At 64.2% G+C, this 21,020-nt stretch carries 20 protein-coding genes and 1 tRNA gene; 11 read left to right on the top strand and 10 right to left on the bottom strand.

Annotated features, from left to right (window positions below; genetic code table 11):
* Positions 1 to 56: 56 nt before the first annotated feature.
* Positions 57 to 536 (top strand): YkgB family protein, encoded by a 480-nt coding sequence (locus ASD73_RS19050; protein WP_056374924.1) that lies wholly within the window; start codon positions 57 to 59, stop codon positions 534 to 536.
* Between the two features lie 6 nt (positions 537 to 542).
* Here ASD73_RS19050 and ASD73_RS19045 read toward each other — a convergent pair whose 3' ends face one another.
* The 4 genes from ASD73_RS19045 to parE all read right to left on the bottom strand — a co-directional run bounded on the left by ASD73_RS19045 (position 543) and on the right by parE (position 5,013).
* Positions 543 to 1,859 carry a serine hydrolase gene (locus tag ASD73_RS19045; RefSeq protein WP_056375290.1) on the bottom strand — a complete coding sequence of 439 codons (1,317 nt, stop codon included), beginning with the start codon at positions 1,857 to 1,859 and terminating at the stop codon, positions 543 to 545.
* A 2-nt stretch (positions 1,860 to 1,861) separates the two neighbouring features.
* A complete protein-coding gene (locus ASD73_RS19040) occupies positions 1,862 to 2,431 on the bottom strand; it encodes a hypothetical protein (RefSeq protein ID WP_056374922.1) in 570 nt (189 codons plus the stop codon).
* Positions 2,428 to 2,952 (bottom strand): RNA polymerase sigma factor, encoded by a 525-nt coding sequence (locus ASD73_RS19035; protein ID WP_056374920.1) that lies wholly within the window; start codon positions 2,950 to 2,952, stop codon positions 2,428 to 2,430. The genes ASD73_RS19040 and ASD73_RS19035 overlap by 4 nt, the downstream gene beginning before the upstream one ends.
* An 81-nt stretch (positions 2,953 to 3,033) precedes the next feature.
* The gene (gene parE / locus ASD73_RS19030) at positions 3,034 to 5,013 is read right to left on the bottom strand and encodes a DNA topoisomerase IV subunit B (protein ID WP_056374918.1); all 1,980 of its coding nucleotides are present in this window, start codon (positions 5,011 to 5,013) and stop codon (positions 3,034 to 3,036) included.
* A 158-nt stretch (positions 5,014 to 5,171) separates the two neighbouring features.
* Between parE and ASD73_RS19025 the strand changes: the two genes are divergently transcribed.
* The gene (locus ASD73_RS19025; protein WP_056374916.1) at positions 5,172 to 6,005 is read left to right on the top strand and encodes an outer membrane protein; all 834 of its coding nucleotides are present in this window, start codon (positions 5,172 to 5,174) and stop codon (positions 6,003 to 6,005) included.
* A 54-nt stretch (positions 6,006 to 6,059) separates the two neighbouring features.
* On the opposite strand, the gene ASD73_RS19020 is transcribed toward ASD73_RS19025, so the two are convergent.
* The 3 genes from ASD73_RS19020 to ASD73_RS22960 are packed head-to-tail and all read right to left on the bottom strand — an operon-like array spanning position 6,060 to position 7,395.
* The gene (locus tag ASD73_RS19020; RefSeq protein WP_056374913.1) at positions 6,060 to 6,458 is read right to left on the bottom strand and encodes a PaaI family thioesterase; all 399 of its coding nucleotides are present in this window, start codon (positions 6,456 to 6,458) and stop codon (positions 6,060 to 6,062) included.
* A 10-nt stretch (positions 6,459 to 6,468) separates the two neighbouring features.
* Positions 6,469 to 7,161 carry a GcrA family cell cycle regulator gene (locus ASD73_RS19015; protein ID WP_056374910.1) on the bottom strand — a complete coding sequence of 231 codons (693 nt, stop codon included), beginning with the start codon at positions 7,159 to 7,161 and terminating at the stop codon, positions 6,469 to 6,471.
* Between the two features lie 3 nt (positions 7,162 to 7,164).
* Positions 7,165 to 7,395, bottom strand: a complete 231-nt coding sequence (locus tag ASD73_RS22960) for a hypothetical protein (RefSeq protein ID WP_162248165.1) — start codon at positions 7,393 to 7,395, stop codon at positions 7,165 to 7,167.
* On the opposite strand from ASD73_RS22960, the gene ASD73_RS19010 reads away from it, so the two are divergent.
* Positions 7,286 to 8,158: an ABC transporter permease gene (locus tag ASD73_RS19010; protein WP_056374909.1), complete on the top strand. Its 873-nt coding sequence runs from the start codon at positions 7,286 to 7,288 to the stop codon at positions 8,156 to 8,158. The genes ASD73_RS22960 and ASD73_RS19010 overlap by 110 nt on opposite strands.
* A gap of 6 nt (positions 8,159 to 8,164) precedes the next feature.
* Here the strand turns inward: ASD73_RS19010 and hspQ are convergent, their stop codons facing one another.
* Positions 8,165 to 8,539: a heat shock protein HspQ gene (hspQ, locus tag ASD73_RS19005; RefSeq protein WP_037515235.1), complete on the bottom strand. Its 375-nt coding sequence runs from the start codon at positions 8,537 to 8,539 to the stop codon at positions 8,165 to 8,167.
* A gap of 180 nt (positions 8,540 to 8,719) precedes the next feature.
* Between hspQ and ASD73_RS19000 the strand changes: the two genes are divergently transcribed.
* Positions 8,720 to 9,343: a Yip1 family protein gene (locus ASD73_RS19000; protein WP_056374907.1), complete on the top strand. Its 624-nt coding sequence runs from the start codon at positions 8,720 to 8,722 to the stop codon at positions 9,341 to 9,343.
* 64 nt (positions 9,344 to 9,407) lie between these two features.
* Here the strand turns inward: ASD73_RS19000 and ASD73_RS18995 are convergent.
* Positions 9,408 to 9,497, bottom strand: a tRNA-Ser gene (locus ASD73_RS18995).
* Between the two features lie 91 nt (positions 9,498 to 9,588).
* A complete protein-coding gene (locus tag ASD73_RS18990) occupies positions 9,589 to 12,831 on the bottom strand; it encodes an amidohydrolase family protein (protein WP_056374905.1) in 3,243 nt (1,080 codons plus the stop codon).
* 141 nt (positions 12,832 to 12,972) lie between these two features.
* On the opposite strand from ASD73_RS18990, the gene ASD73_RS18985 reads away from it, so the two are divergent.
* The 7 genes from ASD73_RS18985 (at position 12,973) to ASD73_RS18955 (ending at position 20,988) form a co-directional block, all read left to right on the top strand.
* Positions 12,973 to 14,151, top strand: a complete 1,179-nt coding sequence (locus ASD73_RS18985; RefSeq protein ID WP_056374903.1) for a CaiB/BaiF CoA transferase family protein — start codon at positions 12,973 to 12,975, stop codon at positions 14,149 to 14,151.
* A gap of 74 nt (positions 14,152 to 14,225) precedes the next feature.
* A complete protein-coding gene (gene yghU / locus ASD73_RS18980) occupies positions 14,226 to 15,101 on the top strand; it encodes a glutathione-dependent disulfide-bond oxidoreductase (protein ID WP_056374901.1) in 876 nt (291 codons plus the stop codon).
* Positions 15,102 to 15,271: 170 nt separating this feature from the next.
* Positions 15,272 to 15,715, top strand: coding sequence for a TadE/TadG family type IV pilus assembly protein (locus tag ASD73_RS18975; RefSeq protein WP_056374899.1), 444 nt, complete (start codon positions 15,272 to 15,274; stop codon positions 15,713 to 15,715).
* Between the two features lie 2 nt (positions 15,716 to 15,717).
* Positions 15,718 to 17,361 (top strand): TadG family pilus assembly protein, encoded by a 1,644-nt coding sequence (locus ASD73_RS18970; RefSeq protein WP_056374897.1) that lies wholly within the window; start codon positions 15,718 to 15,720, stop codon positions 17,359 to 17,361.
* A gap of 120 nt (positions 17,362 to 17,481) precedes the next feature.
* Complete coding sequence (locus tag ASD73_RS18965) at positions 17,482 to 18,381, top strand: PAS domain-containing protein (protein WP_056375288.1); 900 nt, start codon at positions 17,482 to 17,484, stop codon at positions 18,379 to 18,381.
* Positions 18,382 to 18,553: 172 nt separating this feature from the next.
* On the top strand, positions 18,554 to 19,747 hold the full coding sequence (locus ASD73_RS18960) for an acyl-CoA dehydrogenase family protein (RefSeq protein WP_056374895.1): 1,194 nt from the start codon (positions 18,554 to 18,556) through the stop codon (positions 19,745 to 19,747).
* Between the two features lie 101 nt (positions 19,748 to 19,848).
* Positions 19,849 to 20,988 (top strand): acyl-CoA dehydrogenase family protein, encoded by a 1,140-nt coding sequence (locus ASD73_RS18955; protein WP_056374893.1) that lies wholly within the window; start codon positions 19,849 to 19,851, stop codon positions 20,986 to 20,988.
* Positions 20,989 to 21,020 lie beyond the last annotated feature (32 nt).

Here is a 21,020-nt window from a genome sequence, read left to right as displayed (position 1 = left end):
GTAACCATGTCGTGACAATGCGCGAATAATCCCGAAACGATCATTCGGGGTCATTCATGCTCAAAGTTCTGGACAAACTGCCGCCTGAAACATTCGCGATCGGCGCGCTCCGCTGGTCATTGTTGTTCATCTTCGTCCTTTTCGGCGTAGCCAAATTTGCCGCCTATGAAGCCGAAGGCGTGGCGGGCATCGCCATGCACTATCCGCTGTTTTCCTGGATGTACCCGCTGATCGGCATTCAGGGGACGAGCAATGTCATCGGCACGATAGAGTTGGCGACGGGAGCGTTGATCGCGCTCGGGGCATGGTCGCATCGTGCCGGGCTGCTCGGCGGCCTGATGGGCATGGCCACCTTCCTTGTCACGCTCAGCTTCAGCTTCGGCGTACCGTTGTGGGAGGAGGGCTATGGTTTCCCCTTCATGGGATCGACCGCGCAGTTTCTGTTCAAGGACGCCGTCCTGCTCGCGGGCTGTTTGGCCCTGACGCTGCACGCGGGCAACGGACTGCGTCACCGTGGCGCCGGTTTTATGGCCTGATCGCGTTCATTTTGCCGCGAGGGCAAGCAGGCGTGTAACTAGTCCGGTAAATGGCTCGGTCGCAACATTGGCATCGGGGTTGTTCCAGCTCGCGGTGACGACGAACCATTTGCTGTCCGAATTACGCTGGCCGAGCAGACTCATCGACAAAACGCCATTTTCCGATCCGCCTTTGTAGCCGAGATATTTCCAGTCGGCCGCGGCGACTGGACCGACCCCATTGTTGATAGCCATCGCGGCGAGCAGGGTTTTCGACTGGCGCGCGCGCAAATCGACCATCAGCCGCGCAATATCGTTCGGGCTGGCGAACCATTCGAGGCTGTCGATGAAACGCGGGCCGTCGGTGAAACTGATCCCGTCGACATTGGCAAGGGTCAGGCGGTTCTGGTTTCTCTCGATCAGCTTGCGCTGCGCGGCATCGTCGCCTTTAATAAAGATGGGTCGTAAATCATTGAAATTATTTCCCTTGAAAGCAAAGGCTTCGACCGTCGTGAGCAGCGGGATGTTGCGCGACGGATCGCTGTGTCCCGCGCCCTTCATCCGCGCCTCGATCGGCGCGCGGCCGAGCAAGTGGATCAACGTGTCGGTCGCGCCATTGTCGCTGACCGAGATCATCCAGTTGGCGAGCGTCTGCAGCGTCACCGGCGTGTCGGCGGGCCAGTTCGCCGTCCCCGCCGACGAGAAGCTGAAATGCGACAGCGGGACGACATCGGACCATTTACGCTTGCCGGCGGCGACCTGCGCCGCAAGCTCGTCGAGGATATAGAGCTTGATCGTCGATCCGACCGCGAACTGCCGGTCGGGGTGCGCGGAGGCGAGGGGGTGGATGCCGGCATCGCCCAGTTCGGCAACGAGGAAACCCGTTTGCCCGGGCAGCGCGGCGATTTCGGCTGCGACCTTGTCGAAGCTGTCGTTCGCCACGGCAACGCCAGTCACGCGCAGTCCCGTCACACGCGCATCGGCCGCTGCGCCGACGTCCAGCACCACGGTTGCAACGCCCCTTTCGAGGCGTAGCAGGACGGTTCCCGAACGGCCGCCGGTCGGCGTGGCCTTGTCGACGGCAACCGGCCGGCCATATTGCGCGATCAGGCCGGTGATGAACGTCTTGAACTGCGCCTCGGGCACGGCCTTCTGAAAGGATGGGTCGAAATAGCCGGCGAAGGCGATCTTGCCGTCCAGCAGGTCTACTAGCTGCGCCGCGCGTTTGTCGAATTCGCTGCCGGCCGCAGGCGCCGATGCGGGCGGCTGGAGCGCGAGCGTCGCCGACGGCGTGCCGAGCGCGATGGTCGCCGCGATCGCGGCAGATGCGAGCAAGCGGATCATTTTCACTCTCCTTCCGTTGCGGCGTCGAGCCGGGCGATCTGTTCGCGGAGCATGGCGGCGGCGCGGCGGTTGAGCAACCAGATGCCCAAGATCACGAGAGCGGGAATGGCCGCGAAGGCCGCGAAGCCGAGCGCGCTGCCGAATTGGCTTCCGAGGCCGGCCATGAACACGGCAAGACCGGGGATCAGCGGGCCGATATACCAGAGGCCGACGCGCGCCAGCATATGCTCCTCGGTGACCAGCCGCGCGCGGTAATAGGCACGCACGTCGGCCGCCTCGGCGCCGGGATCGGGCTGCGAGGTGCGGCGCGACAGCTGCCACACCATGACGAAGCTTCCGATGATCACGAGCAGGCTGCCGATCTTGAGCAGCATGTCGGGCAGGATCAGCGCGTAGACGCCGAAGATGACGGTGACGAAGGCCGTCGCGATATATTCGCGGCGGCTGCGCTTGCCGATCGCGCGGTCGAAGGCTGCGGCGCGCGACTTGACCTCGGCGAGCGGCAGCGGTGCCAGGGCATCGCTATCCTGCCGCCACAGGCTGTGCAGGCTGTCGTCATTCGGGCTGGTCATGATGCGTCTCCCGTCCGGGCAAAGCGGCGCGTCAGCATGGTCTTGAAACGGTGGATCTTGGTTGCGACGACCTCGGGCGAGGCGCCGGTAATCTCGCCGGTTTCGGCGGCCGAGATCCCTTCGAGATAGAGCAGCAATATCTGCCGGTCGGGCGGGTCGAGCCGGTCGATGATCGACAGGATCAGCGCCATCGCCTGATCGCTCGTCGCGCGCTCGAACGGCGTCGGGTCGTCCGCGACAAGATCGATATCTTCGATGTTTGACCAGTGGCGCCGGGTATGGCGCCGCCGCGCGATGATGTGCGAGGTCGCGCGGTTGTGCGCGACGCGCCACACCCATGTGCTGAGTGCGCAGCGCCCGTCGAAGCGAGCAAGGCTTTGCCACAGCGCGGCCTGGATATCCTGCTCAAGGTCGCGGCGAAGGTCAGCATCGGCCTCATAGCCGCGCGCCATGCGGGCGATCGCGCCGCCAAAGCGTGCGATCGCGTCGGAAAATGCCTGATCCTGTTCGGCTTCGGTCACCCGAAATCTCCAGCAACTATCGTCGTCTGGTTATTAGTCGGCCGCGGTCGGGCTTTCTGACAGGGAGGGGCGATTTTTTCGTCAGGCGTCGATGGCGGCCTCGTCGAGCGTCGCGGCATTGGCCTGGATGAACTGGAAACGGTGCTCGGGATGCTTGCCCATCAACCGGTCGACCAGATCCTTGACCAAGTGCCGCTCCTCATATTCCTGCGGCAAGGTGACGCGCAGCATCGAGCGCGTCGTGGGGTCCATCGTCGTTTCTTTCAATTGGTTGGGGTTCATCTCGCCGAGCCCCTTGAAACGGCCGACATCGACCTTCTTGCCCTTGAACTGGGTCGCCTCGATCTCGGCGCGATGCGCATCGTCGCGCGCATAGACCGAGGTGTTGCCCGAGGTGATGCGATAGAGCGGCGGCTGCGCCAGATAGACGTGGCCGCGGCGCACGATGTCGGGCATTTCCTGGAAAAAGAAGGTCATGAGCAACGTCGCGATATGCGCGCCGTCTACATCGGCATCGGTCATGATGACGATCTTTTCGTAACGCAGCCGGTCGGCGTCGCAATCCTTCCGCATCCCGCAACCGAGCGCGAGCGCGAGGTCGGCGATTTCCTGATTGGCGCGGATCTTGTCATTGCTGGCGCTTGCGACATTCAGGATCTTGCCGCGGATCGGCAGGATCGCCTGCGTCTTGCGGTCGCGCGCCTGCTTGGCGCTGCCGCCCGCGCTGTCGCCTTCGACGATAAATAATTCCGTGCCTTCGGGGCCGTCGTTCGCACAGTCCGTGAGCTTGCCCGGCAGGCGCAGCTTGCGGCCGCTGGTTGCGGTCTTGCGTTTGACTTCACGCTCGGCCTTGCGTTTCAGTCGCTCGTCCATTCGATCGAGAACGAGACCGAGGAGCGCGCGGCCGCGGTCCATATTGTCCGACAGGAAATGGTCGAAATGGTCGCGCACGGCATTTTCGGTGAAGCGCGCGGCTTCGGGGCTCGACAGCCGGTCCTTGGTCTGGCTCTGAAACTGCGGGTCGCGGATGAAGACCGAGAGCATCATCTCGCCGCCGTTGAAGACGTCCTCGGCGGTGATCTGCGCGGATTTCTTCTGGCCGATCAGCTCGCCAAAAGCGCGCAAACCCTTAGTCAGCGCCGAGCGCAGCCCGGCTTCGTGCGTGCCGCCCGCGGGGGTCGGGATCGTGTTACAATACCAGCTATACGATCCGTCGGACCAGAGCGGCCAAGCGATCGCCCATTCGGCGCGGCCCTGATCGCCCGGGAAATCCTGACGCCCGACGAAAGGCTCGGCGGTCGCGCATTCGCGCGTGCCGATCTGTTCCTTGAGGTGATCGGCAAGGCCGCCGGGGAATTGAAACACCGCCTCGGCGGGGGTGTCGTCGCCGATCAGCTCGGGCGCACATTTCCAACGGATTTCGACGCCGGCGAACAAATAGGCTTTCGAACGTGCCATGCGATAGAGGCGCTGCGGCTTGAACCGCCCATGGTCGCCGAAAATCTCGGGGTCGGGAACGAAGCTCACGCTCGTCCCGCGCCGGTTAGGCGTCGGCCCGAGTTCATCGAGCCCGCCGAGCGGGGTTCCGCGCGAGAAGCGCTGGCGATACAGTTGCTTGCTTCGCGCCACTTCGATTTCGGTTTCGACCGACAGCGCGTTGACGACGCTGACCCCGACGCCGTGGAGGCCGCCCGAAGTCGCATAAGCCTTGCCCTCGAACTTGCCGCCCGAGTGGAGCATGGTCATGATGACCTCGAGCGCCGATTTGCCCGGGAATTTCGGATGCGGATCGACCGGCATGCCGCGGCCATTGTCCACGACGGTCAGCCGGTTCCCGACGTCGAGTTCGATCTCGATCCGCGTCGCATGACCCGCGACCGCTTCGTCCATGCTGTTGTCGATGACTTCGGCGGCGAGGTGGTGGAGCGCGCGCTCGTCGGTGCCGCCGATATACATGCCGGGACGTCGGCGGACGGGTTCGAGCCCTTCCAGCACCTCGATCTGCGAAGCGTTATAGCTGTCGGTGGCGGGGTTCGCGGCGTCGAACAAATCGTGACTCATGGCCCAGCTATAGGGGGCGGGAAAGGCCGCTGGCAAGGGCGCTTTTCGGCGGCTGCGCGCGGCTCGGTTCATCCGTTTTTCGGGACAGGGCGGAACCTTGGTCGAATGCGAAGGGTTTGGGTGCCGACTGCAAAGTCATTCAAAAAGTGGAGTAAAAAATGAAAAACCTCTCTCTCCTCGCCGCCCTTGCGGGCACCGCGATCGCCATGCCCGCAGTGGCACAGGAAGGCCGCGACACCTCGCAGGATTTCAACGGACCCTATATCAGCATCGGCGGCGGCGGCACGCTTCAGGGCAGCGACCGCGGTGAAACGCTTGTCTTCGATACCAACCGCGATGGCGTCTATGGCGACCAGGTGACCACGTCGGGCGGCACAAACGCCTTTTCGCCGGGATTCTGCAACGGCGCGGCGACGGGCACCGCGAACCTCGGTTGCCGCAACGACAAGGATGGCCCCGAATTCTTCGGCCGCATCGGCCTTGATCAGCGCATGGGCAACTTCGTCGTCGGCGCGCTTCTGGAAGGCGGTCGCAGCGTCGCGCGTGACAGTGTGAGCGGCTTTTCGACCACGCCCGCGAGCTATACGATGAGCCGCGAGGCCGATTATCAGGGCAGCTTGCGCGTCCGCGCCGGCTACACGCCCGGCGGCGGCGCGCTCTTCTATGTCACCGGCGGCCCGGCTTACGCGCGCCTCGACAACAAGTTCGTGACCTCGAACACCGTGAACAGCTTTGCCGACAATGGCAAGACGCATGCTTGGGGTTACGCCGCCGGCGGCGGCGCCGAGCTGATGCTTACCAACAAGATCGCGGTCGGGCTGGAGTATCTCTATTCCGACGTGAAGGACAATGACTACCGAGTGAACGTCGGGCCAGGCACTGCGCCGCCGACCAATCCATTCCTATTGAACGGTGGCGGCACCGACATCCAGCGCAGCGGCTCGCACTTCCGGACGCACAGTGTCCGCGGGAGCATCAGTTACCGCTTCTGACCTCTTGGGAGCGGGAACGGGAGGCGTCGGGTCGAAAGACCCGGCGCCTTTCGCCTATCGGGCCGATGGCGCCGCGAAAATCGCGAAATTGCCGTTCGCGCTGCTGACGAGGCGGACGTCCTGATAAAGGCGCGCGTCGATATTGGCGATCCGTTTGCCCTGGTGAAGGACGGTGGCCTCGCACGTCAGCCGGCCTTCGCGCACGCCGACATGATAGTTGAATTTGATCTCCAGCGTCGCACAGACCAGCCCGTCTTCGAGCATGCTCATCAGCGCGCCGCCCATTGCGGTGTCAGCGAGCGAATAGGCAACGCCGCCGTGCGCCACGCCGTTCGGGTTGAAGTGACGTTCGCGTTCGATGTCGATCGCCATCGTGCAGCGCCCGTCGCCGCGCTCGACCATTTGCAGGCCGAGCGCACGCGCGAACTGGAAATCCTGGCTGAACGGCCTCACCGGGCGCGTCTTAACGAACCCGGGGACCACCGAACGGCGGGGGCGGGGGCGGGCGGCGCGTGCCGCGCGGCAGCTGCGCCTGATAGGCGCGGCCGCAATGTTCGACGCAATAGGGGAAACCGGGGTTCACCGCTTCGCCGCAGAAATGGAAATCGGGCTCGCCCGGATGCCCCATCGGCCAGCGGCAGATGCGGTCGTTGAGGTCGAGCAAAGTCGTCTTGTCGGCGATCTCGGGGCTGGGCTTGGCGGGCACCAGGCGGCGCGGCGGCGCGGGCGGAATCGGCGCCTGCTGATCGCCGGGTCCCTGGCGAATAAACCCGCCCGGACCGATCGAGACGATGCGCGGCGCATCGGCTTTAGGCGTCGGATCACCCAATCCGCCGTCAGCGTTCGGCGTGTCGACGACCGGCTTGGCATCGGGTTTCGGGGCAGGGGCCACCGGGCGCGGCGCCACCGGCGCGGCCGCACGCGGCGCGGAAACGGAGGCGGCGGGTTTCGGCGTGGCGGGCGCTGCCGCCTTGACCGGCTTCGCCTTCTCCGTCGCCTTGACGGGCGAGGGGCGCGATTTGAGGCCGAGGCGATGCGCCTTGCCGATCACCGCATTGCGGCTCACGCCGCCGAGTTCGTCAGCGATCTGGCTGGCGGTCAGCCCTTTTTCCCACATGGTGCGCAGGCTTTCGATGCGCTCGTCGGTCCATGACATAATCTATTCCTCATCATTCACGCTGCGGGCGGTCAGGCGATCCGCGTTGTCGATCCTTTCGGGACCGGCATTCAGTCGTTGCCCAGCTTGCGGTAAGATCGGGGAGGCGATAGGCGAGAACGCCATGAACGACCAGCCCCAAATTTCGCGCCCCGACTCGACAAATTCCGCCGCGACTCCAAGTTTTGCCGAACCCGGCGTTCCCCATATTCGAACGCTGAACGTGCCCGGCATGCACGCGCTATATGTCAAGGAGGTGCGGCGGTTTTTCAAGGTCCAGCTGCAAACAATCTGGGCTCCCGCGATTACCACGCTCCTGTTCCTCGTCATTTTTACCGTCGCGCTGGGCGGCGCGGGGCGGACGGTCATCGGCGTTCCCTTCGCCGATTTCATCGCGCCCGGCCTGATCATGATGGCGATGCTGCAGAACAGCTTCGCCAATTCGAGCTTTTCGCTGCTCGTCGGCAAGATCCAGGGGACCATCGTCGATTATCTGATGCCGCCGCTCGCGGTCGGTGAATTGATCATCGCGTTGGTCGGTGCTGCGATCACGCGCTCGATCCTCGTTGGCCTGGCGCTGTGGCTCGCGATGCTGCTGTGGCCCGGTGTGCATGTCGTGCCCGACCATCTGTGGGCGGTCGCGGTCTTCGGCGTGCTCGGCGCGTCGATGCTCGGTTTCCTTGGCCTGATCACCTCGGTCTGGGCCGAGAAGTTCGATCATGCCGCCGCGGTGACCAATTTCGTGGTGACTCCGCTCGCACTGTTGTCGGGAACCTTCTACTCGGTCGACAAGCTCGCGCCGTGGTTCCAGACGATCGCGCACGGCAACCCGGTCTATTATGCGATCATGGGTTTCCGCTACGGCTTCATCGGCACGGTCGATTCGACGATTGCAAACCCGGTGGTCACCGCGGCGCTCGTGCTGGTCGGGGTCAATATCGGACTGGGCCTGCTGACTTACCGCCTGCTCGCTTCGGGATGGAAGCTAAAAGCCTGATTGCTTTTAGTGGCGATGGATGGCGCGGACGCGGTAGCGGCCGCGTTCCAGACCCTCGAACATCGCGTCGATTTGCGGATGGTCGATCGGTCCGCTGTCGCCATCGGCGACCAGATTCTGCTGGCTGACATAGGCGATGTACGACGAATCGCCGTTTTCGGCGAGCAGATGGTAATAGGGCTGCTCCTTCGCCGGGCGGATATCCTCAGGGATCGCTTCATACCATTCGTCGCTGTTCGCAAAGACCGGGTCGATGTCGAATACGACGCCGCGGAAGTCGAACATCCGGTGGCGCACGATATCGCCCGGCGCGAAACGCGCGCGGCCGATAAGCGGTGCAGTAACGGTGGCGGGAAGTTCGGAAGTGGATTCGGGCGTCATAGGGTCAATCTATGGCAGTTTACGCACGTTTCAAGTCCGTTACATTCCAATTCGGCTGTGGTTTGCCGAATCGGACTGTGATCAGCGTTACAGATGCATTGGCGATGCGGGCTAAAGTGCTCTTCTGGCTTTTGCATATCCCATTCGGGTTGTGGGCCGCACGATCAGGGGAGACGCATTATGACGGACGTACCACCCAATATCTCCGGCCCGGCTTCGGGCATCATCCAGCGCGCGAAGGACATCCTTCTCAAGCCCAAAGAGACATGGCCGATCATCGCGGCCGAGCCGGCGACAACGCAATCCATCTATGTGCCCTATGTGCTGGTACTGGCGGCGATCGGCCCGCTCGCCGGGTTCATCGGCGGGCAGGTTTTCGGTTTCACCATGCTCGGCGTGACCTATCATCCGCCGCTAGTGGGCGCGCTGGTGTCGGCGATCGTCTCTTACGGTCTCTCGCTGGCGACGATCTTCATCCTCGCGCTGGTCATCGACGGCCTCGCGACGAACTTCGGCGGCCAGAAGAATCAGGTCCAGGCGCTGAAGGTCGCGGCCTATTCGGCGACCGCCGGCTGGGTCGGCGGTATTTTCGGGATATTGCCCGCGCTCGCCGTGATCGGCCTCTTGTTCGCGCTCTACGGGCTCTATCTGCTGTATCTCGGCCTGCCGGTGCTGATGAAGGCGCCAGAAGACAAGGCGCTCGGCTACACGGTGGTCGTGGTCATCGTTTATATCGTGTTGTTCCTGATCGTCGGCGCAGTCGTCGCGACGCTCGCCGCGCCGTCGCTCGTTACCGTCAGGTAACGGCCCCCGCGAGCTGCCCCGGTTGTGCGCCGGGGCGGCTTGCTGTGGTCGAATTGTAGAAAAATGGAGGAGAGTGAGGGATTCGAACCCTCGGTACCGTTGCCGGCACTTCGCATTTCGAGTGCGACGCTTTCGACCACTCAGCCAACTCTCCTCGCTGAGAGGAGACGCCCCTAGCGGCGGTCCGAACGTCTTGCAACCCTCTCGTCACAAAATTACGGCCCGCCGCAGGGTGATGGGATAACTCAGGGCTTGTCGGCTTCCCACCAATAGGGCTGACGCTTGCGCGTTCCCGTCTCGGCCTCGTTCATCGTCAGCGGATCGTAGAGGCGCCCGCCGAGCATCACGCGGTGGATTTTGTCGGTGTTGCGGATGTCCTGCGTCGGATCGGCGTCGAGTATCAAGAGGTCGGCGAGCTTCCCGGCCTCGAGCGATCCGACATCCTTTGCGTAGCCCAATGACGTTGCAGGCATGATCGTCGCGGCGCGAAGGGCGTCGATATTGCTCCACCCGCCGCGAACGAACGACCAGATTTCCCAATGCGCGCCGAGACCCGATTGCTGGCCGTGCGCGCCGATCGAGACCATGCGCCCCGCTGCGGCGATCTTGCCCGCCTCGCGTGCCGAATCATCGTCGACATAATCGCTTTCGGGCGCGATCACGCGGCGCTTGTTGTTCGCGGCGAGCTCGGTCGGCGGTGCATGGCGCGACAGGATCGGGTGCTCCCACACATTGGTATGTGCGCGCCAATAGGGATCGCCTGCGGGTCCGCCATAGGTCACGACGAGCGTCGGGGTGTAATCGACCTGCGTCTGTCCCCACAGCTGCACCAGATCCTTGTAGAAAATGTGGAGCGGGACATTGTGCTCGACGGTCGAATTGCCGTCCTGGATCAGCGAGACGTCCTGTGTAAACAGCGAGCCGCCCTCAGGCACGACCGTCATGCCCTCGACCTGCGCCGCCTTCACGACCATCTGTCGCTGGTCGCGGCGCGGCTGGTTGTAGTTTTTGACGCTATGCGCACCTTGCGCCTTCAGGCGGCGAACGTGGGCGAGCGCGTCGTCATAACCATTGATCTCGGCATAAACGCCCGCCGCCTTGGCGCCATAGATCACCTCGCCGGTCGAGAAGATGCGCGGCGCGAGGATCAGCCCGGCGCGCTGCATTTCAGACGAAACGAAGATTTCCGATGCGCGCGACGAGGGATTGTGGCTCGTCGTGGTGCCCATCGCGAGGTTGACGATCTCCGACCAATTCTGTTGGGGCACCAGTTCGTCGTCGCCGTGCGAGCCGTGCGCATGCGCGTCGACGAAGCCGGGAACGATCGTCTTGCCGGCCGCATCGACGGTCACTGCGCCCGTGGGCACGGTGATCGCGCCCGCCGGGCCGACGGCGGTGATACGGTCGCCGTCGATGACGATCGTGCCATTCTCGATCACGCCGCCGTCCTTGTCGGCCATCGTCACGATCTTCGCGCCGGTGACAACGACAACGCCCTTATGCTTCGACGCCGCCTGCGTCATCGACAGCGATACGCCGTCGGTCGGCGGGGTGAACTTGGGCGCTTTATCGTCGGCGGGGGCATTGGTGAAGAGGCTCGCGAGATCGGCGCTGAACAAGGTGGCGCCGCGGCTCCAGTGCAGGCGGCGGCCGCCGTCGGACCAGTGCATATATTCTGCGCCGCTGCCGCTGACCCGCGTGACGGGGAGCGCGCCGCTCTTGGTGCCGAGCGAGACGTCCTGTCCGCCGGGCATCAGCGGGGTGACATAGGCGTCGTAGTTCTGCCGGAATGCCAACGTGCGGCCGTCGGGCGAGATTTCATAGTCGCTGACCAGTTCGCCATTGGCGTGGACGCGCTTGTCCTGGCCGTGGAGGTCGGTGCTGACGAGCTGGCTCTTGCCGTCGCTCGCGGTGACCATGAAGACGCGGTCGCTGGTTGAAGCGAACTGCGGCTTGGCGCCGTCGGCTGCGATCCGCTCGGCGGTGCCGCCGCTTGCGGCGATGCGATAGACGCCGGGATCCTCGCTCCAGCGCGCCGAGGTGAGACCCCCGCTACCGCGCCGTTCGAACACGATCGTCTTGCCGTCGGGCGAGAAGCGCGGTTCGGCATAATGGCCGGGGGTGGCAGTCAGCTTGCGCGAGGCGCCGCCGCCGGCGCCGACGACATGGATTTCGCCCATCCCGCCGTCGGTCCAGCGCACGAAGACGAGCGACTTGCCGTCGCGCGACCAGTTCGGCCAGAGCTCCATCGCGTCGTCCTTGGCCGCGGTCAGCCGCCGTGCGCTGCCCCCGGTCGCGGGCTTGACCCATAGCTTGCCGAGCGTTTCGAAGACGACGCTGCGGCCGTCAGGCGACACCTCGGCCCAGCGCGGCATCTTGGTCGCGAAGCTGTCGGGGGCAACTTCGACTGCCGGGTGCGTCGCATCGACGATCGTGCGATCGTCGTTGACGCTGAACGGGATGATACGCGCGTCGCCGCCGGCACCGCTCACGCGGCGCAGCTTGCCGCCGGCCCAGAAGAGGATGTAGCGGCTGTCGGGGGTCCACGCCATGTTCGGATAGACGCCGGTGACCGCCCAGGTTTCCTGCATATCCTGATCGAGCGCGTCATAGACCTTTTTCTCGGCGCCCGAGGCGAGGTCCTTCACATAGAGTTTCGACTGCGTCCCCTCGCGGCGCACGAAGGCGAGGCGGTTGCCGTCGGGCGAGGGCGTCGGGCGGACCGCGCCGCCGGGACCCGAAGCCGCGGTGCTGACCTCGCCATCCTCGAGGCTGTAGCGTTCGATGTGGAAGAGGTCGGTGTTGCTGTCCTGCGCATATTCGAAGATCGGCCCCGGGGTGACGTTGCGCGTGTAAAAGACGCTCTTGCCGTCGGCGGCGAAGATCGGCTCGCCGAGCTCCTTCTGGTGGCGCTCGTTCGGCTTCTTGACCAGCGGCACGCCCGCGCCGCCCGAGACATGGTATAGCCACACCTCGCCGGTGCCGAGCGAGCGGCCCGTCGTGAAATGCTTCTTGGCAACGATGAACTGCCCGTCGGGGCTCCAGCTCGGCTGGTTGAGCAGGCGGAAATCTTCCTTCGAGATCTGCTTCTTGTCGCTGCCGTCGCGGTTCATCAGCCAGATATTATCGCCGCCCGCGCGGTCGGAGACAAAGGCGATACGCTTGCCGTCGGGCGAGAAACGCGGCTGATGTTCATAAGCGAGCCCTTCCGCGATACGCGTCGGCGTGCCGCCCTCGATCGGCATCGTATAGATGTCGCCGAGCAGGTCGAACGCGATCGTCCGGCCGTCGGGCGCGACGTCGACATTCATCCAGCTGCCCTCGTCGACCGCGAGTTGGACCTTCCGCGTCGCGAGGCCCGGCGGGGCGTTGACGTCCCACTTGTCGGGTTTCGTGTCGGCGGCCGGAGGAGAAGCGGGCGCACTCTGCGCCCAGACCGAGGTTGAACAAGCCAAAGTCGCCGCAAGGGCGAGAGCGAAGCGCGCCATGAAATTATCCCTGTTTGAAATTATGTGCCGACCATATGGTTCGCCCGCGAACATGCAAGCGGCAGCTTTCGATGAAGGCACTGGCAGGGTCGACAAGCGGCTGCTAGCCCGGTTGAAAGAACGGGATTGGGAGAGCGATGCGTGCCGTTGCAGGGAATCAAGGTACTGGATTTCGGCCGCTATATTGCCGGTCCCTATTGCGCGGCGTTGCTCGCCGATTATGGCGCTGACGTCATCCGCATCGAGGCGCCGGGGGGCAATGACGATCGATATACCGTGCCGGTCGCCGCGGATGGGTCGGGCGCGATGTTCATGCAGATGAACCGCGCCAAACGCTGCCTGACGCTGAAGCCCGGTAGCCCCGAGGGGCGCGAGATCGTTCGCCGGTTGGTCGAAACCGCCGATGTCGTGATAGCCAACCTGCCGCACGATGCGCTGGTCAAGCTGAGGCTCGATTACGACAGTCTCGCTGCGATCAACCCGCGCATCATTCTCGCGACCGCATCGGCATTCGGTAGCGAAGGGCCGCTCGCGAGCCGCGTCGGGTTCGACGCGGTGGGGCAGGCGATGTCGGGAACGGTGCACCTTACAGGCACAGCTGACCAGCCCTATCGCGCGCAGGTCAATTATGTCGATTTCGGAACCGCGCTCCATTGCGCGTTTGGCGTCATGCTTGCGCTGCGCGAGCGCGAGACGACGGGGAAGGGGCAGTGCGTTTCGGGGTCGCTGCTGGGCACCGCGCTCGCGATGTCGAACGCGCTGACGATCGACCATGCGCTGAACGGCATCGATCGCCAGCCGATCGGCAACCGCGCTTTCAGCTCGGGGCCGACCGATGTGTTCCGTACGCGCGATGGCTGGATACTCACCCAGATTGTCGGCGCGCCCATCTTCGCGCGCTGGTGCGAACTGGTCGGACGGCCCGAATTGGTGGACGATCCGCTGTATGCCAGCGACATTTTGCGCGGCGACAATGGCGAGGAACTGAGCGCGATCATGCAGCGCTGGTGCATCGAACGGACGAACGAAGACGCGATCGCTGAACTGGCCGCCGGACGGGTGCCCGCGGCGCCGGTGTTGCAGGTGGGTGAAGCGCTGGCGCAGCCGCAGGTAAGGGCGATGGGGCTGGTCGAGCCGGTCGACTATCCGGGCGCCGCTGGCGCCGTGCCGGTCATCCGCACGCCGATCCGCTTGTCCGACAGGGACAAGGTTGATCCGCAACGCGCACCGCAAGTCGGCGAGCATAGCGACGCGATCCTCGCCGAGCTCGGTTATGACGGCGAAGCCATTTCGGCTTTGCGGGCGGCAAAGATTATTTGAGCCGGGGAGGGTGGACAACCGGCAATCGCTACTTAAGTTACCGGTCAGTATAAAAATCAGCCCAGGAGTTCTCCATGACCGACAATAGCGAATATGTGCCGCCGAAAATCTGGACTTGGGACAAGGAAAGCGGCGGGCGTTTCGCCAATATCAACCGGCCCATCGCGGGACCGACGCATGACAAGGAGCTGCCGATCGGCAAGCACCCCTTGCAGCTCTATTCGCTTGGGACGCCTAATGGGGTGAAGGTCACCGTGATGCTCGAGGAACTGCTCGCGGCGGGGCATGGTGGCGCCGAATATGACGCGTGGCTGATTAATATCGGCGAAGGCGACCAGTTTTCGAGTGGCTATGTCGCGGCCAATCCGAACAGCAAGATCCCCGTGCTAGTCGATCGCAGCGGGGCCGAGCCGATCCGTGTTTTCGAATCGGGCGCGATCCTGATCCATCTCGCCGAGAAATTCGGCGCCTTCCTGCCAACCGAAACCGCGAAGCGTGCCGAGGTGCTGTCCTGGCTGATGTGGCAGATGGGTAGCGCGCCGTTCCTCGGTGGTGGCTTTGGCCATTTCTACGCCTATGCGCCGACGAAGCAGGAATATCCGATAAACCGCTATGCGATGGAAGTGAAGCGCCAGATGGACGTGCTCGATCGCCGCCTTGCGGAAAGCGAATATATTGCGGGTGCCGATTATACGATCGCCGACATGGCGATCTGGCCCTGGTATGGCGCGCTCGCCAAAGGTCTCGTTTATGACGCCGGCGAATTCCTGCAGGTCGATGACTATAAGAATGTCCAGCGCTGGACCGACCAGATCGCGACGCGCCCGGCGGTGAAGCGCGGGCGGATGGTCAACCGCGTGACGGGCGATCCGGCGAGCCAGCTGCGCGAGCGGCACGACGCGTCGGACTTCGAATTGCGCACGCAGGACAAGTTGGAGGACGCCGAATAATTCACATTATCCGTTAGAAGCGGCCGCGCCGAAATTAGCGGTTCTTCAACAAGAGGCGGCGCGCCACCAAATCAGACCGGTTCAGGCGCGAAAAAATCCTGCAAAATACGCAAAAGCGGCGTCGGGCTCTCTCGACGCCGCTTTCATTTGCGGGCGGCCATTCTGCCGGCATGGCAGGTTCCATCCGACTTCCGCGGCGCGTCCGCAAAATTGCCCTGACGGGTCTTACCCTGGCGCGCGGGGAGCGTGGCGCCGCCATCGTCGAAATGGCGCTGGTGCTGCCGCTGCTCCTCGCGTTGCTGATGGGGGTATTGGTCTACGGTCAGTATTTCATGCTCGCGCATAGCGTTCAGCAGGCGGCAAACGACGGCGCCCGCGCGTCGATCGTCGGTCTCGACGCGGCCGATCGCAGCGCGGTCGCGTCGCGCGCCGTCGGTCGGAGCCTGCAGGCGGTCGACGGCGCGCACAGTGTCGCCGTGTCCGAAACGACCGAGGCGATCACCGTCGCGGTAACTTTCACCGCGCCTGAGGACAGTTTCCTGCGATCAAGCTTCGTTCCGTCACCGGGCAACGTCATCCGTGCCCGAGCGACGTTTGAATTGCCGGTGGATTGAACATGACGATCCTGTCCCTGCTTCGCCGCCTTGTCCGCCATCGCGGCGCCAGCATCAGCATCACGACGGCGTTCGGCATGACGATGCTGATCGGGGCGGCAGCGTTCGCGGTCGATCTCGGCTCGCTTTATCTCGACCGCCGTAAGTTGCAGGGCATCGCAGATGCCGCGGCAATGGCGGCGGCGGCGGCGGCGGCGGCGGGGCGGCCCGGCGAGGAGCGGGCGGCGGCGGAGCGGATCATCGCAGCCAATTGCGATTGCGGCATTCGTATCGCGGTGCTCGACCCCGGAACCTACACCGCCGATCCGTCGATCCAGGCTGAACAGCGCTTTGCCGGCGGCGGCGCGTCGCCGAACGCGGTGCGCATCACGTTGACGCGCGATCGTCCGCTGTTCTTCGGCAGCTTTCTGACGGGCCGGCAGGACAGCATCATTCGTGCGACAGCAACCGGGGCGCGACGCGGTTATGCGGCCTTTTCGCTCGGATCGCGCGTCGCGGCGCTGAACGGCGGCCTCCCCAATGCGCTGCTGTCGAGCCTCACCGGCAGCCAGGTCAACCTGTCGGTGATGGACTATAATGCGCTCGCGAGTACCGATATCGATCTGCTGGCTTTCTCCGACGCGCTGCGGGCCGAACTCGACGCCGACGTGTTGACCTTTGGTCAGACGCTCGACGCGCAGGCGACGTTGCCGCAGGTCGTGACGGCGCTCGCCAATGCGTCGGACGGGCAGGCGGCGACCGCGCTTGAGCATATCGCGGATCGCGCGCTGCCGCGCACCCTGCTGCCGTCGCGTGCGATCGACCTTGGCCCGCGGTCGTCCAGCATCCGCGTCGATGCGGCGAATCCGGTGAAGGTCAACGCGCTCAGCCTGCTGCGCACGATGCTGCTGCTCGGCAACGCGAACCGGCAGGTCGACCTGTCGCTGGCGGGCAGCCTGCCCGGCGGCTCGGGGGTCAATATCGCGCTGATGATCGGCGAGCCGCCGGTGGACTCGCCATTGATCGCGGTGACCGACACCAATGATGTCATTGTCCGCACCGCGCAGGTGCGGCTGAAGATCGATACGCGCGTCGCGACGCCGCTCGCCAGCGTCCATATCCCAGTGCTCGCCGAACTCGGGTCGGCGTCTGCGCGGATCACGGGCATCGATTGCCGCGCGAACAGCACAGCCGCGGTGTCGCTTGGCGTCGTGACCTCCCCCGCGATGGTGGCGATCGGAACGGTGCCCGACAGCGATTTTCAGGATATGAAGCGCCCGCTGGATCCGGGGCCGGCGCGCGTCGTCAAATTGCCGCTCGTCAGCGTCGATGCGGAGGCGGAACTCATCCTGTCGGACCTCAATGAAAAGCCGGTCGCCTTTTCGCGCGCCGAGATCGACGACGGCAAGGTGAAGACCGTGTCGAGCACCGGCCTCGTCGCGGGCGCCGCGAAATCGCTTTCGGACCGGATGGAGCTCGACGTCAATGTCCTCGGACTTGTCCTCAATCTGAAGGCGCTGACGACAGTGGTCGGCGAGACGGTTGCGCTCGCTGCGCCCGTACTGGACACCGTCTTGTCCGACCTTACCGGGCTACTCGGGGTGCATGTCGGGCAGGCCGATACACGGGTCAACGCGCTGCGCTGCGGGAGAGCGCGGCTCGTTTGATCGCTCGCGCAATGGCACCGTTCCGGACGCGACAGCCCGCCGATTGATCCCTTCCAGATCGAATGCAGGCCGCCGCCGGGTTATAAGAACAGGGGGATGACCGGCTTGCAGGGGGATATGGTGGCAACGGCACAGGAACCACAGCGCGTCTCGGCGGCCGATTTTATCCGCGGCTTCGCCAATTGGCGGCTACAGTCTGCGCGCAAGCCCGTTGTCGTGACGCACCACGGCAAGGATGCGCATGTGCTGATTTCGCTCGACGACTATCGCCGTCTCGACGGCGACGTTGCGCGGGAGGTCGCGGCGGCTTCCGACATCCTGCAATCCTCGCTTGCCGCTCTCGTGGAATCGGTTCGCGATGGCGTGATCCTGATCGACCGGCAACGGCGTGTCGCCGCGCTCAACCCCGCGGCGTCGGATATGCTGGAGGTCCCGGCCGCCGGTCTGGTCGGGGAGGCGTTGACGGTGGCGGTGCCGGGGCTCCGGGACAGCCTGATCCTTCATCACATCAATCGGCTGCTCGACCATCGCGAGCGATTCTCGGGCGACCTCCCCGGCATGCTCCGCCCGCGGCAATGGCTGCATGTCGACCTTGTTCCCCTGCCGGTCGGCGGCGCGATCGTCCTGCGCGATGTCAGCGACGCGATCGATGGCTTTGCCGCCGGCGATATGCGGCAGGCAATGCTCGACGCCGTCGAGATCGATGGCGGCATCGGCCACGCCCGCATCTCGGTGCGCGAAACGGTCGAGGCGGCGAACGCCATGCTGACCGACCTGCTCGGGGTGGATGCTGCAGCGATCCGGCGTGTCCGCTTTTCGGCGCTGCTCGCGGTCGGGCAGCGGCCGGCCTTTGTCGAGGCGCTCGAATCGGTCTTTCGGTCGGGCGCCCCCGCACGCATCGCATCGCAGATGGTGACGCGCGACGGTTCGGCCGTCGACGTTGCCCTGACGATAGCGGAGGTCCGCGGACCTTATGCCAGCGACGGCGCGGTGGTGCTCGTCACGCACCGACCCGGTTAAAACCAGCTTCCGCGTTCGATAGCCGTGTTGCCGGAGGGCAGCTGCGCGTGCTGGACAAGCCGGGATGTTAAGCGCAATCATTGGGGCAAGGAAGGTTGCAAGCGACAACTTACCGTTTACGTAAAGGTGAGCGCTCAGTATAAGTGCGCCATTGCCCAATGGGAGATTCGTGATGGACATGGAATTCAGCCCCGAAGATCTCGCCTTCCAGCAGGAAGTGCGCGACTTCATCGCCGAAAATTACCCCGCCGACCTGCGCGATAAGCAGGATGAGGGCGAAGAGATGTCCAAGGAGGATTTCCTCGCCTGGCACAAGATCCTGTACAAAAAGGGCTGGATCGCGCCCGCATGGCCGGTCGAATATGGCGGCACCGGCTGGACGCCGACGCAGCGTTTCATCTGGTCGGAGGAAACCGCGCGCGCCGATTGCATTCGCCTGATGCCCTTCGGGCTCGCGATGGTCGGCCCGGTGATCTACACCTTTGGCACCCCCGAGCAGAAAGCCCATTTCCTGCCGCGCATTCTGTCGGGTGAGGATTGGTGGTGCCAGGGCTATTCGGAACCCGGTTCGGGTTCGGACCTTGCCTCGCTCCGCACCACCGCGGTTGCCGATGGCGACGATTATATCGTCAACGGGCAAAAAACCTGGACGACGCTCGCGCAGCATGCCGACTGGGGCTTTTTCCTTGTCCGGACTGACAAGGAAGCGAAGCAGCAGGAAGGCATCAGCTTCCTCCTGATCGACATGAAATCGCCCGGCATCACCGTGCGCCCGATCATCACATTGGGCGGCGAGCATGAAGTCAACGAAGTGTGGCTCGAAGATGTTCGCGTGCCGCAATCGCAGCGGGTTTACGATGAGAATAAGGGCTGGACCTGTGCCAAGTTCCTGCTTGCGCACGAACGCACCGGCATCGCCGGCGTCGCGGCGTCGAAGCGCGGGATCGAGAAGGTGAAGGCGATCGCCCGAACCGAACTCGACGGCGACAAGCCGCTGCTCGCCAACGCCTTCTTCAAGCGCAAGGTGGCTGAGCTCGAAGTTGACCTGGCGGCGCTCGAATTCACCGAGTTGCGCAGCCTTGCCGGCCCCAACGCAAATCGCGGTCCGGGGCCGGAATCGAGCTTGCTCAAAATCAAGGGCAGCGAAATCCAGCAGCGGCTGACCGAACTGACGCTCGAAGCCGTCGGCCATTATGGCGCGCCCTATTTCCGTGGCTTCGGCGAGGGAGATAACGAGCATCCGATCGGGCCCGATTATGCCCATCGCGCCGCGCCGACCTATTTCAACATGCGCAAGACGACGATCTATGGCGGGTCGAACGAGATTCAGCGCAACATCATCGCGAAGATGGTTTTGGGTCTCTGAGCAGTGCGTCGCCCCCGCGAAGGCGGGGGCCTCCACCGACCTGACGCCGCAGCATAAACCTACAGCGGCCCCCGCCTACGCGGGGGCGACGGGGATAAAAAATGGATTTCACCTACACCGAAACGCAGGACATGATCCGCGACACGCTCGCCCGTTTCCTCGGCGACACCTATGATTTCGAAACGCGCCAGAAGTTCATCAATAGCGATAGCGGGCGCGATCCGGCGATCTGGACCGCGCTCGCGCAGGATCTCGGCATGCTGGGCGCGCCTTTCGCAGAAGAGCATGGCGGCCTTGGCGGCGGCGCGCTCGAAAATGCGATCGTGATGGAGGAACTCGGCAAGGTCATCGGGATCGAACCTTATCTTCCGACCGTCGTCATCGCGGGCGGTGCGCTCAAGGCTGTCGGCGGCGCGCAGGCCGATGCGATGATCCCCGAGATCATCGCGGGTAATGCGATCATCGCCTTCGCCTACGCGGAGCCGCAGGGCCGCTACGACCTTGCGAACCTGCGCACAAGCGCGAAGAAGGATGGCGCGGGCTATGTGCTGAGCGGGCATAAATCGGTTGTCTATGCCGCACCCTGGGCGACGCATCTGCTTGTCACGGCGCGCACCGGCGGCAATGCGCGCGACCGCGACGGTGTGTCGCTGTTCCTGATCGACGCGAACCTGCCGGGCATCGTCCGCCGTGACTATCCGACGGTCGATGGCGGCCGCGCATCGGAAATCTATTTCGAGAACGTCGCGATCCCGGGCGATGCACTGCTCGGCGGCGAAGGCACCGGCCTGCCGCTGATCGAACAGATCGTCGACGAGGCGACCGTTGCGGTGTGCGCCGAAGCGACCGGCGTGATGCAGAAGCTGCATGAAGGCACGTTGGAATATACCCAGCAACGCAAGCAGTTTGGTGTGCCGATCGCGAAATTCCAGGTGCTGCAGCACCGCATGGTCGACATGTTCATGGAGGTCGAACAGGCGCGCTCGATGACGATCATGGGGACGTTGAAGCTGGGCCTGCCCGCGAACGAGCGCATGGCGGCGGTCTCGGCCGCGAAGGCAAAGGTTGCGCGCGGCGCCAACTTCGTCGGGCAGAATGCGATCCAGACGCATGGCGGCATCGGCATCACGCAGGAACTGGCGATCGGCCATTATTTCAAGCGCGCGACGATGATCGAGGGCCAGTTTGGTAGCCACGATTATCATATGGACCGCTATGAGCGGATCACGCTTAACGACTGACGGCTCCGCCGTCGGGGGGCGATTGATTTGGG

Source organism: Sphingopyxis sp. Root154 (assembly GCF_001427105.1).
In the GTDB taxonomy this organism is placed as follows: Bacteria; Pseudomonadota; Alphaproteobacteria; order Sphingomonadales; family Sphingomonadaceae; genus Sphingopyxis.
Note: the sequence above shows the minus strand (reverse complement) of the source record. Positions and strands in the feature narration are given on the sequence as shown.